Genomic DNA, 12,317 nt, shown 5'->3' with positions numbered 1-12,317 from the left:
ATGGAGACACTCAAAAAAATGTTTAAAAACAACATCCGCCAATACGGGATGATCATCGCCCTTGTTGTCATTATGATATTTTTCCAGATCATTACGGGAGGGCTGCTGCTGGAGCCGATCAACATCACGAATCTGATTCTCCAGAACAGCTACATCCTCGTACTGGCCATCGGCATGGTGCTTGTCATCATTACGGGTCATATTGATTTGTCGGTCGGTTCGGTGGCCGCCTTCGTCGGCGCTGTGGCAGCGATCATGATGGTCGATATGCAGCTGCATCCGGTCATTGCCGTTATCGTATCCTTGATTGTCGGCGGTCTGATCGGTGCTTGGCAGGGTTTCTGGGTTGCTTATGTGAGGATACCGGCCTTTATCGTAACCCTTGCGGGAATGCTGCTGTTCCGCGGTCTAACCATGATTGTGCTGGAAGGTCAATCGATTGCGCCTTTTCCTTCAGGCTTCCAGAAGCTGAGCTCCGGCTTCATTCCGGACTTCGGTAACACCGGCACTAATCTGATCGCGATTCTGGCCGGCATCGTCTTTACGGTTATTTTCCTGATCAATGAGCTGCGGGAGCGAAAGTCGCATAAAAAATACAATTTCGACGTTCTGCCAAGCGGCTTGTTCCTCCTGAAGCTGGTGCTCATCGCGGCGGTGATCAATGCCTTTACGTTCATGCTGGCCAGTTACGCCGGTCTGCCGAACATTCTGATTCTGCTGCTGGTGCTCATTATCATCTATTCCTTCGTGATGAACAAAACCGTGATGGGCCGTCATATTTATGCGCTTGGCGGCAACGAGAAAGCGGCGGCGCTGTCCGGCGTGAAAACCAAGAAGGTCACGTTCTGGGTATTCGTCAATATGGGCGTTATGGCCGCGATCTCCGGTTTGATTTTTGCTGCCCGCTTGAACGCGGCGACGCCGAGAGCCGGTACGAACTTCGAGCTGGATGCCATCGCGGCGAGCTTCATCGGCGGCGCTTCGGCTACCGGCGGGATCGGGACGGTCTTCGGCGCGATCATCGGCGGTCTCGTCATGGGCGTCCTCAATAACGGGATGTCGCTCGTAGGTCTCGGCATCGACTGGCAGCAAGGCATCAAGGGTTTGGTTCTCCTCGCTGCAGTAGCCTTCGACATTTATAATAAGAAGAAGAGCAGCGCCGCTTAATATAAACGATGGCGTTAGATAATAAAATGGCTGATTCCGGGGTAGATGCTGTTACCCATGGATCAGCCATTTATTTTGCGTATATATTACATTTTGATCGTGACTTTTCGGGTGATCAGCCGAATCAGAAAAAGTGCAATCAGAATGACGGCCGCGGAGCCTGCAAGAGAGATCGGCAGCGTGACGGAAAGGGTTGTCGTGACCGGCAGCCACTGTTCCCATATGGAAGCCAGCTCGAATTGCCATAATGCATCCATGAAACCGATCAACACGAGGGCTACGGCGATCCATCCCAAGCCGCGGATCCAGCCAAACCGGTAAAATCCGGATCCAATCATCCATCCCATCAAATAGTAGATAAAGATTTGGACGCCATAGGAGACAAGTATCAGCAGCCAGTTGTTATCGAACTTCTGCAGCAGCAAGGTGCTGCTGGCATCATGGGGGGTAACCATCCCGATGATCCAATTGACCAGACCCACCACGACTGGAAAGGCCAATGATAGATAGACGGCCGCCAATGCGGCTCCCTTAAAGAAATCCCTGCGCGTAATCCCGTGTCTCACATAATAGCTCAGAAAGCCGTAGGCCGAAATGATGCCGATGACGAGCATAAATCCTTTGGTTGAGCGGTAAGTGATAGAGAAGAAATCCTCCTCTGCGATTCCTGCGCGAACATTGACACCCATGCTGGTACCGATGCCGACTCCAATATTGATCAGCAGCACAACAAATAGAAATCCCAAGGCCCAGCTGCCTTGATGAATAAACATGTCCGTCGATACTCTGGTTACGGCAGATGACGTCTTCTTCATGCTGAATATTCCTCCCCCGTCAGATGGATAAACAAGTCCTGGAGCGAGATCGGCCCGATCTCAAGTCCCGCCCGATGTGCGGCCAGCTGAGCTTCCTCGCTTAATTCTCCGTAGACCATGACGGCCTTGGTGGAACCGAGCTGCTGCACGTTGAGCACCTTCATGCCTCGGATGAATTCGTCTACCTTTGCCGCGGGGCCTGTAATGGATACTCCCCGGGACGTGAGGCTTTCATAATCGTCTTGCAGCACGAACCGACCCTTGTGAATGATAATGACTTCTTCAAACAGATAATCCATCTCCGATACCAGGTGGGTGGAAAGAATGAACGTACGGGGATGGCGCTCCTGGTCCTCCAGCAGCTCCCGGTAAAAAATCTCGCGTGACGGCGCATCCATGCCGAGATAAACTTCATCCAGAATGGTAACCGGCGACCGGCTGGCGAGACCGATACATACGTTATAAGCGGACTGCATACCTTTGGAGAGCTCCTTCAGCTGTTTATCCAGGGGCAAATTGAATTTGCGGGCGAGCTCAAGAGCATAACCCGTATCAAAATGAGGCCGGTACCTGGCTACGGATTCAATTGCTGCCTTGACCTTGTCGGTCTCCTCTTTATAGTCGACATCGTAGATGAAGGAGACTTCCCTCATGATGTTGGCATTTTCGAAGGGCTGCTCGCCGCCAATCGTAACCGACCCCGAGGAGGCTTCACGAAATGAAGCAAGAACAGAGAGAAGCGAGGTTTTACCTGCGCCGTTGCGCCCGAGGAGACCGTAAATTTTGCCGGCCGGGAGACGTAAGGAAATATCGCGGACGGCTTCGACGCTGTCGTATGTCACCGATATGCGGTCAAACTGTACATCAAGATTCATGGGGATCACTTCCTTTTAACTGGGTTATGATTTGAAAAAGCTCATCCGTGGACAAACCGAGTTTGTCCGCTTCCTGTACCATAGGCACCACATAATGTTCCGCAAATGCGCTCTTTCGGGTCCGGAGCAGCATTTCCTTGGCCCCCTCAGCAACAAACATGCCGACACCTCGCTTTTTATAGATGAGTCCGGCATCCACCAGCAGGTTGATGCCCTTTAACACCGTGATGTGATTGATTTTGTAAAATTGGGACAGCTGCGTCGTGGAAGGAACCTGTTCACCTTCAAGCAGTAGATCATTGACGATCTGGTCCTCGATCTTCTCCTTGATCTGGATGAACAGGGGCTTATTATCTGGATGCACGGTACCGCTCAATAAGAATCACCGCCTTACCTTCATTGTCCTGCTAAGGTTATATGCTTATATATATGACTATATAACCAAAAGGTGAATGGAATGTCAAGCATTTGGTTGTTTGTCACGAATCCATCAAGACGCTTTTGCAGAGAACAACGATAAAAAAGGCCAACCAGGCATGATCTGGTTGACCTCATCTACACGCGGATGCGTATAAGTCATATTTTTGAATATAACTAACGTATGCGAACCTCGATTTCCAATAAAACGTGACGATGCGTAATACCAAAATTCCAGTAATTCTTACGGACTCAGTATACGTTAGTTCGTTAAAAACAGGCGCTCTTCTCTCCGTAACGGACAGGGGATCTCTTATTTACGGCTATAAGCGGATATATACTATATTTTTATTAGAATAGCGACTTTGGTGTCCGTTAAATTCTGAGAATATGGCATAAAGTCGTAAATAACGTCGATGGTGTCCGTTAATGTTCTATTATGGGTTCAGGCTGCGTTTAACTGGACATACCATACCTATCGAGTTCTGCAAATTGCTATAGCATCTCACTTTGCTTCCGAATACTCGGAAGCGTCCATGGGAGGGAGCTTTCCTCGTTTCAAATCACGAATCGACAGTCCGAAATCGATCTGCAGATGCGGATAATCCGGGAAGTTGGCCCAATCGCCGCCCCACTGGAAGCCTAAGCCTTTGGCAATCTCCACAACTTCCATCCAATCGGCCTTTCCGTTTCCGTTCCCGTCATATTCCATATCCCAGATGACGCTGCCATCCTTTAGTCTTAGCGCAAAATCAATCGCAAGCCCATAGTTGTGGAGGGATTCTCCAGCCTTGGCATTCGTCACAATGTCGCCCTCGGTGCTACGGCCCTGATTGTAGATGCGGGTCTGCTCTTCATGGCTGCGGTAACCGTCCGTTATAATGATGGTGATCCCTTTTTTCTTGGTGAGACGGACAAGCTCATTCTTTTGCTGTAATACATACGGGTGGAGCTGGGAGATTTCAGGGGTTTCTTTGCTATTAAAATCAAAATCGAGATCATTGATGAATCCCGGTATGGCGGTTTGCAGCTGCATGTAAAATATAGCGAGTAATAAGGCAGCAATTAGGAAAAGTGTCGTTTTTTTGCGTTTGATCATGCGGACTCTTTAATCTACCTACTTTCATATGATGGCTTACTCTATTATATCGGCATCCCGCCCCGTATTCCAACAGACGTGATCTTCTGACCAGATAACGACATGAATAGCAATCCATGGTTTATCACATCCTATTCATAAAATGGACGTTATCCGGTAAAGGGGGAATTGCAATGAGCAATATTCAAAATATGTCGACGAGACTCAACCAGCTATCGGGCCAATTGACTACTGCAGCGCAAAACGGGGGAATGAACGAAGTCGGGATGATCGTAAGCCAGCTCAGCCAGATCCAAGCCGAGCTTCAAAGCGCCCAGGCTGCGGTTACGCCTGAAACTTCTTCTGCCGTCCGGCAGGAATTGGTGAATTGTCGGATGGTCCTGCATGGGATGATGAACGCAGTGCAGGATATCCGAACAGCTACGGCGGATCAGTACCGCCAAGTGCTGGGCGATAACAAAACGGCATTCGAGCAAATGGACGAGACCATGCAGCAGAGTGAGTACGCCGAAGCTTATCAACATCGTCAGCTGTTCCAGCAGATGGACCAAGTCAGCCAACAGCTTCATCAGCTGGATGGCTCGATGCTGGACGCAGGTTATCAGATGGAGCGGGGACAGGCGACTGGTGACAGTCTGAATGGAGCCGTAACGACGGAGGGGCTGACTTCAGGTGCGGACGACAGCGGAAGTATGATGTAAGACTGCCTGATCGGAGGTACGGAACAGGATAACAGTTTAACGAACAATGACCGAAGCTGCAGATCCGATTTACAGTCGTACCTGGATTACATACAGATGTCATCCCGACAGGTCTCTGTCGTCATATAAGAAGCAATACAAAAGGAGCTGCGCATATAGCGCGGCTCCTTTTATGATTGAGCTTATGTCTTACGCTTTCCGCCATACCTCGATGGCTTTGTGCAAGCGGGACAACGCCTCCTGAACGGTGGCGCGCGTGCAGGCCAAGTTCATGCGCATGAAACCTTCGCCTTCCTTGCCGAAGGCGGCGCCGCTGTTTAATCCAAGCTTCGCCTCTTGAACCAGGAAGCGGTTTAACTCTTCGTGGGACATGCCCATTCCCCGGAAATCAATCCACAGCAGATAAGTAGCTTCCGGAATAACCACCTTCAGCTCGGGCAGATGCTCCTGTGCGTAATTCGAAACCAGCTCCATATTCCCGCGGATGTAAACCAGAAGCTCATCCAGCCATGGTCCGCCTTCGCGGTAAGCGGCCTCGGTAGCGGCGGCACCCATCGGTGTAATGGAGCCGATGGCGTATCGGTTCAATATTTTGCGGAACTTGCTGCGCAGCTGCTCATTCGGGATGATGATGTTTGCCGTGTTCAGACCGGCGATATTAAACGTCTTGCTAGGTGCGGTACAGATGACGGAACGCTCGGCGGCATCCTCGGACAGCGCGGCGAATGGCGTATGCGCACCGGGTTCAAACAACAGATCCGCATGGATTTCATCGGATACAACAAGCACATCGTATTGCTGGCAGAGGGAGGCCAGACGATCCAATTCTGCTCTGGTCCACACCCGGCCCACCGGGTTGTGCGGACTGCACAGAATGATCATTTTGACTTTGCCCGTAGAAAAACTCTTCTCCAGGTCTTCGAAATCCATCGAGTAATCCCCCTCTTCGCTTAGAAGAAGCGGGTTATGCACCAGCTCACGGCCATGGTCCTGAACGACGCTATAGAACGGCGGATAGACCGGCGTCTGGATGACAACTTGATCGCCCGGCTCGGTGAACGCATCCACGATAAGGCTGAGTGCCGGAACGACACCCGGACAGAATTGAATCCACTCTTGCTGAATGCTCCAGCTGTGGCGTTTCTTCATCCAGTCGCTAATCGCTTCACGGTAAGAGTCGGACGGGAACGTATATCCGAATACGCCATGTTCCACCCGTTGATGGAGCGCCTTGATAACGGCGGGTGGCGCGGCAAAATCCATGTCAGCCACCCACATCGGAAGCGCATCCGGCACGCCGAAGACGGTGGGAACATTATCCCACTTATGACAGTCGGTACAGGTTCGGTTTATCGCAAGATCAAAATTCATATGTAAATTCCTCCTAGCAAAGATGAGTTAGCGTTAAGCTACAAATTTGGCTAATGTGATTAAGCCGGTAATCGTAATTACGTTTAGTATGGTCGATATAAGGACAGTTTGTGCAGCAAAATCAGGCTCATTCTGATATTCTTCCGCCAAAATGGATGAATTTACGCCAACCGGCATGCCTGAAGCGATGATGAGCGCTTGAGCCGGGATACCTTTTAAGCCGAGCAGCAGCACAATCAGAATGCCGATGGCTGGCGCGACCAGGAGACGCAGCAGTACGCTGAGGTAAACATCGAGTCGACGCAGGCGGAGCGGATATTTAATGATCTGTGCGCCAAGCGTCAGCAGAGCAATCGCTACCATGGACTGGTCCGCATACATCAACGGCTGCGAAATAAAGACCGGAAGCGGCAGTGCCAGGGCATTCAGCACAATGCCGATGATTAGGGCATAGGGAACGGGCATTTTTAGGAATCCGATGATGGCCTGTTTGTATAATCCTTCCGTCTTGGCTCCCTGAATGGAAATAACTCCGTACGTGAACGTAAGGAGGCTCTGAAAAGACATGATGAGCGCTTGTACCGAGCCGGCCATCGGATCTCCCTTGAAGGCGAGGTCATTGATCGGAAGGCCGTAGTTTCCCGAATTATCGAGCAGAAGGCTGTTGGTAAAAGCAGCTCTCATCCCCCGATTGAACTTGCGCTGTTTGGCAACCAGCATGCTGATCAGATAGAGGACGCCGATATAGAGCGCATAGAATAAGGCCACCATGCCCAGGAGCTGCGGTGACATCTTGGACTCGTACATACTCATAAATACGGCTGCGGGCGTAATGTAGTAAAAGTTGATTTTGGCGAGTGTGTACAAATCGAGTTTAAAAGCATATTGCATAATAATGCCAAAGCCTATCAGGACAAAGATGGGAAGTACCACTTCAAGTAAAATATCGGCGATCATGCTGTTGTCATCTTCTTTCCATGAGTGTAGCTTAAGGTATATATCTGGCTGTCGTATGACGCCATGTCATTATATCATGACAAAGGATGGTTGACACTTGATTCCGTATGGAAAAAAGAACAATTGTTGCTGGCACGCTTTATACCCGGGCTGTACGCAAAAAGGGTGCTCCCTTGGTCGATGACCAGGGAACACCCTTGAATGGCTACAGCAATAGGAACGTCTGTCGACGCGTCATTATTGCGGGTTGGTCGTCCAAATCCCGGCGGATTTGACAAATACCCGCTGCGGCAGCTTCAGCGCAGCAAGCACAAGCTCAGCCACGTCTTCCGGCTGCATCATCCGATCCTCGTCGCCGATTTTTAAGCCGGCATTGACGGCAAGATCCGTATTAACGGTGCTTGGGGTCAGCGCGGTCACGCGAATGTTGTGTTTGCGCACCTCCTGCAGCACGGCTTCGGTCAGTCCCATAACGGCAAATTTAGATGCGTTATAGGCAGAGCCCGTGGCGAATCCGCGTTCTCCGGCCGTAGAAGAGATATTGATGATATCTCCCTTGTTGTGCTCGATCATGCCGGGCAGTGCTGCGCGCGTCATGTAGTAAGTCCCCATCAGATTCACGTCGACGATACGTTTCCAGGCTTCAGGCTCCATCTCCAGCAGATTGCCGAACTGGGCAATGCCTGCATTGTTAATCAGAATGTCCACCGAGCCCAGCTCCATGTTTACCGCTGCAAAAGCAGCCTCAGCCTCGCTTTGCACGGAAACGTCGGCAACTGCGGCCACGGCTCGGACACCATATTGTTCAACAATCAGGGCGCTCAGCGGCTCGAGATCGGCTGCCGTACGGGCGACAAGCCCAACGTGCACGCCTTCCTTGGCAAGAGCAATCGCCAGAGCACGTCCAATCCCTTTACCTGCACCCGTGATGAGGGCTGTTTTATTTTTCAGGCTCATGTACACTCACTCCTTCACATCAATAAAAAATATGGCTTCGTTGACCAGTATACCCTGTAACATCGGCTGCTACCAAATGCTTGCGATCCATCGACAGGAATTTGTTATAATCGTAGCAGCGAAAAAACATACATAAACGTGTTCATCATTATTTCAGGAAGTGGAGGAACAACCTATGCTGCACGCACTGGACATCATAACCGCTTTTCGGCAGGGGGATGAAGCGGCTGCCAAGGGGCATCCATGGTTAATGAAACTGGTATCGGCCGAAGAACGAATCGTGAATCTGGAACGGATTACGTCCATCGGTCAATTGGCCCATGCAAATCCCGTGCTGGATTATGTAGAACGGACATTGAAGATACTGGATTCGCTGCCTGTTTCCTATTGGATCAAAGAACTGCTGGAAGAAGTACTGGTGTGGGCGGAAACGGCCAAGGGCGGAACCATGCGGGAACGTCTCCGCTGGCAGCAGTCGGGTATCAACTTGTTCCTTCATAATATCGGGTCCGCCCAGCTATACGAGAGACATGTCCGGGACCGTAATGGAACCATGTCTCCGCATGAAGAGATGGTACACACACTCATACTTACCCATGGACTGCTCGGGCAACACATTCGGGGGGAAGTCGCCTTCAAAGAAAACTTGCCGCTGCATAAGCTTACGGAGGAAGGACGGCTGACCTCAGAGGAGTTGATCCGGCTGCTAATCCCTTTGAATCACTGCATCATCGGTGGCGTATCGGAGGAGCTTTGGCATTCCGTTCAGGAAGAAATAACTCAGCTTATCCGCAATCTTGCCCAAGGGACCGTACCGGATCGGTGGACTTACGAGGAACGGCTGCGCCGTCTTCGGTCCGCTTCGATTGCCCGGGGAGAAGACTTCGATAAGCAGCTGCAAAGCATTCGTGAGCAGAGTGATCTGTCAGCTGCCCTGCATGGATTTCAGGATATGACACTCTGGTATGTGGAAGCTGCCCTGCAGGATTTCTCGTTGAATGAGTTCGTGAAGGTTCTTCTGCTTGCTCTCCATACGGAGAAGAGGGATCCGGATCGGCAAGTTGCGGAGGCGCCACGAGATCAGCTGCTGCCGGGTTCGGTGAGCCACTTAAGCTTTGAGCCGCTGATGAACGATATGTATTACGATTACAAAGGCGTCAAGAAGCTGAACGTATACAAGAAGAGAATGATTGAGCAATATTTGCGCCAAACGGATTGGGAGGCTTGCCTTCATGGGCCGGTGATGACCAATCCGCATCTGAGCCACCGGATCGAATGGAAGCCGGAGCTGCCGGATACGGTATTCTTTACCTTCGAATTCTCGCAAGCGGCGGAGAAATTAATTGAATTTTGCATCGAGGCGGAGAAGTCGCCGCTCTATGAGAAAGCGGTTCTGCTCCTGTTTGACCTGTTCGGCCTGCGCCGAGATGCTTACGACCGCTTTCATAACGAAGAGAGTTACTTGAGCGATATGAACAGCACGGGAGATTACAAAAAAGTGATTCTGGATTATATCACGGGAACGGCGGTGCTGGATATCGGTCCCGGGGGCGGGGTGCTGCTTGACCTGATCGAGGAACGACTGCCGCATGTGCGTCCCGTCGGGATCGATATCTCCTCGAACGTGATTGAAGCGCTGGAAAAACGCAAACGCCTGGAGCATAAAACATGGGAAGTGATGAAGGGGGACGCGCTGAATCTCAGGGACTACGTGAAGCCGGGAAGTGTCGATACGGTCATCTTCTCCTCGATCTTGCATGAGTTGTATTCGTATATTGAGATGGACGGATCCCGCTTCAATACCGCCACTGTGGAGGCCGCGCTGACCAGTGCCTACGAGGTGCTTGCACCCGGCGGCCGTATCATTATCCGTGACGGGATTATGACCGAGCCCGGGAACATTTGGAGAAGGATTCGCTTCCGGGAGGCGGACGGGCTGGAATGGCTGACCCGGTATGCCTCGGATTTCAAGGGCCGGGTCATAACATACGAGCAGCTGGCCGAGACGGAAGTGCGCATGCCCGTAAACGATGCCATGGAGTTCCTGTATACCTATACTTGGGGGGCTGAAGCCTATGTTCATGAGGTGCAGGAGCAGTTCGGCTACTTCACGCCTACGCAGTATGCAGAGTGTATACGCAGGACGCTAGGTCCCGAGGCGATCATCCGCGTGCAGCAGCACTATCTGCAGGAAGGATATGCCGAGGCATTGGCTGATCGCATTGAATTCATGGATGAAGAAGGGAAGCAGGTGACGCTGCCTGACAGCACTTGCTTGTATGTTATCGAGAAGCCGGCACATTCCTAAAAGGGACAATAATAGGCTGTATCTTAAAAAAAGAGGACCCGTACGCTCGTTTCCGCGTACAGGTCCTTGTTTTGTTTGTGTCGTTAAACCTGCCGATGTCACTGTGTTCACAAGTGATCCGGGATGCGCACCATTGCCAAAACTTCCGATGCGGTGATTATCCGAAAGATGCTATTCCTGCTTCTCGGGGTCCGGATAATCCTTGCCAAGCGTATCGACCGTCACTTTCTTCATGACGGGAACCTCAAGCGGTTTATCCATCTGATCCCGCTCCAAACCCACGATCTCCTCAGCCGTTTCCATCCCCTCGATTACCTTTCCGAAGGATGCGTACTGAGCATCCAGGGAAGGCGCATCCGCCACCATGATGAAGAATTGCGATCCGGCGGAGTTTGGATCCTGTGCCCGGGCCATCGATAATACGCCTGTTGTATGCTTCAGGTCATTCTGAAAGCCGTTGGACGTAAATTCGCCGGGAATCGCATAGCCGGGTCCCCCCGTTCCGTTACCGTCAGGGTCGCCTCCCTGAATCATGAAGCCGGGGATGACGCGGTGAAAGCCCGTCCCATCGTAGAATCCTTGTTCCACTAGGGAGATGAAATTGTTCACCGTATTCGGCGCGACCTCCGGATAAAGCTCAAGCTTTATCGTTTTGCCGTTCTCCATTTCAATCGTGACAATGGGGTGGCTGGCGTTCGGGTCCGGCACATTCTGCTTAACCTCGGTCTCCTTCGGGGGTTCCGCTTCGGGTGCTGTGGCCCCGTTCGTCGAGCCCGTTCCGCCGCCTGCGCCGCTTTCGGCTCCCTTGTCATTCTGACCGCATGCCGTCATGACGAGCAGCAGCGCAAGGATGACGAATAGGGCGGGCATCCAGCGTGTTCTGCGTTTCAACATCATTGATTCCTCCTGTGTAATTCCTTATCAAGCCTTAAGTGTTTCATCTGTTTCATATTTTATCACAGGTTGGACAAGTACTGAAAATCGAAAAAGCGGAGTATACATTAAGAAAACGTTATCGAAAAAATGTCACAGAGGCGAGACTGCGTTTGGAGGATGTTTTCCTTGCGATTATAGAATCGATTCAGCTTCGCTGAAAACGATGATCGAGTTGGGTTCAGCCCGCATCTATAATCAAAAAATAAGCCTCCGGACTTGTCGCAAGTCTGGAAGCTTAAGGGAAAGGGACTTTTAACTGTCTCTACTTCACCGGAAATATGCCCTCCACTTTGTTTAAAGGGAGCAGAATCCGGGAACGGTTCTTATCCTTGGCGAGTAATTCAATAAAATCGGCTCCGATTCTGATCAGACGAATCCGGTTAAAGGCACCGCGGGTAGGGAAGGTGGTCCGCACACCGACCAGCATCGTTTTGACCGGCGGCTTGACATCAAATACCCGAACCGAGTTGAGACTGGACGGCACAAAAAGCTCGCCTTGAACCTTAATGAAATTTTTGGGGAATACCCGCTGCAAACGTCCGGGTTCCAAACCCGTGTTCGGTGCGTTGATTTCTACCAGATGACCGGTTAAAGAGGCCAGTCGCTGCTGCAGCGTGATTTTATGGCCGCAGGGATGGATCGGCAATCCTTTCATATTCAGCATCATCCTTCCAGGGTCGTATGGTGTAGTGTATGTTGGAAGGTATGACATGG

General features: G+C 51.2%; 12 protein-coding genes. 3 read left to right on the top strand and 9 right to left on the bottom strand.

Annotated features, from left to right (window positions below; translation table 11 throughout):
• The gene (mmsB, locus tag ACETK5_RS24975) at positions 1-1,167 is read left to right on the top strand and encodes a multiple monosaccharide ABC transporter permease (RefSeq protein WP_326115416.1); all 1,167 of its coding nucleotides are present in this window, start codon (positions 1-3) and stop codon (positions 1,165-1,167) included.
• Positions 1,168-1,253: 86 nt separating this feature from the next.
• Here mmsB and ACETK5_RS24970 read toward each other — a convergent pair whose 3' ends face one another.
• The 4 genes from ACETK5_RS24970 to ACETK5_RS24955 all read right to left on the bottom strand — a co-directional run bounded on the left by ACETK5_RS24970 (position 1,254) and on the right by ACETK5_RS24955 (position 4,373).
• A complete protein-coding gene (locus ACETK5_RS24970) occupies positions 1,254-1,982 on the bottom strand; it encodes a Tat pathway signal protein (RefSeq protein ID WP_394058487.1) in 729 nt (242 codons plus the stop codon).
• Positions 1,979-2,857, bottom strand: coding sequence for an ATP-binding cassette domain-containing protein (locus tag ACETK5_RS24965; RefSeq protein ID WP_394058485.1), 879 nt, complete (start codon positions 2,855-2,857; stop codon positions 1,979-1,981). The genes ACETK5_RS24970 and ACETK5_RS24965 overlap by 4 nt, the downstream gene beginning before the upstream one ends.
• The gene (locus ACETK5_RS24960; RefSeq protein WP_100540715.1) at positions 2,847-3,233 is read right to left on the bottom strand and encodes a GntR family transcriptional regulator; all 387 of its coding nucleotides are present in this window, start codon (positions 3,231-3,233) and stop codon (positions 2,847-2,849) included. Before ACETK5_RS24960 ends, ACETK5_RS24965 begins: the two co-directional genes overlap by 11 nt.
• A 546-nt stretch (positions 3,234-3,779) precedes the next feature.
• Positions 3,780-4,373 carry a M15 family metallopeptidase gene (locus ACETK5_RS24955; RefSeq protein ID WP_127589599.1) on the bottom strand — a complete coding sequence of 198 codons (594 nt, stop codon included), beginning with the start codon at positions 4,371-4,373 and terminating at the stop codon, positions 3,780-3,782.
• 173 nt (positions 4,374-4,546) lie between these two features.
• Between ACETK5_RS24955 and ACETK5_RS24950 the strand changes: the two genes are divergently transcribed.
• Entirely contained in the window at positions 4,547-5,074 is a 528-nt protein-coding gene (locus ACETK5_RS24950; RefSeq protein WP_100540717.1) for a hypothetical protein, read from the top strand.
• Positions 5,075-5,263: 189 nt separating this feature from the next.
• Here ACETK5_RS24950 and ACETK5_RS24945 read toward each other — a convergent pair whose 3' ends face one another.
• The 3 genes from ACETK5_RS24945 to ACETK5_RS24935 all read right to left on the bottom strand — a co-directional run bounded on the left by ACETK5_RS24945 (position 5,264) and on the right by ACETK5_RS24935 (position 8,359).
• The gene (locus tag ACETK5_RS24945; RefSeq protein ID WP_326117164.1) at positions 5,264-6,445 is read right to left on the bottom strand and encodes a MalY/PatB family protein; all 1,182 of its coding nucleotides are present in this window, start codon (positions 6,443-6,445) and stop codon (positions 5,264-5,266) included.
• 33 nt (positions 6,446-6,478) lie between these two features.
• Positions 6,479-7,402 (bottom strand): AEC family transporter, encoded by a 924-nt coding sequence (locus tag ACETK5_RS24940; RefSeq protein ID WP_394058482.1) that lies wholly within the window; start codon positions 7,400-7,402, stop codon positions 6,479-6,481.
• A 237-nt stretch (positions 7,403-7,639) separates the two neighbouring features.
• A complete protein-coding gene (locus ACETK5_RS24935) occupies positions 7,640-8,359 on the bottom strand; it encodes a 3-ketoacyl-ACP reductase (RefSeq protein WP_100540720.1) in 720 nt (239 codons plus the stop codon).
• A 175-nt stretch (positions 8,360-8,534) separates the two neighbouring features.
• Between ACETK5_RS24935 and ACETK5_RS24930 the strand changes: the two genes are divergently transcribed.
• Positions 8,535-10,667 carry a class I SAM-dependent methyltransferase gene (locus ACETK5_RS24930; RefSeq protein WP_394058480.1) on the top strand — a complete coding sequence of 711 codons (2,133 nt, stop codon included), beginning with the start codon at positions 8,535-8,537 and terminating at the stop codon, positions 10,665-10,667.
• A 171-nt stretch (positions 10,668-10,838) separates the two neighbouring features.
• Here the strand turns inward: ACETK5_RS24930 and ACETK5_RS24925 are convergent, their stop codons facing one another.
• Positions 10,839-11,561 carry a peptidylprolyl isomerase gene (locus tag ACETK5_RS24925; RefSeq protein WP_100540722.1) on the bottom strand — a complete coding sequence of 241 codons (723 nt, stop codon included), beginning with the start codon at positions 11,559-11,561 and terminating at the stop codon, positions 10,839-10,841.
• A 304-nt stretch (positions 11,562-11,865) separates the two neighbouring features.
• On the bottom strand, positions 11,866-12,258 hold the full coding sequence (locus ACETK5_RS24920; RefSeq protein ID WP_100540723.1) for a hypothetical protein: 393 nt from the start codon (positions 12,256-12,258) through the stop codon (positions 11,866-11,868).
• Between the last annotated feature and the right edge of the window lie 59 nt (positions 12,259-12,317).

It is taken from the genome of Paenibacillus ilasis, assembly GCF_043195395.1.
Taxonomy (GTDB): Bacteria; Bacillota; Bacilli; order Paenibacillales; family Paenibacillaceae; genus Paenibacillus_AQ; species Paenibacillus_AQ lautus.
Note: the sequence above shows the minus strand (reverse complement) of the source record. Positions and strands in the feature narration are given on the sequence as shown.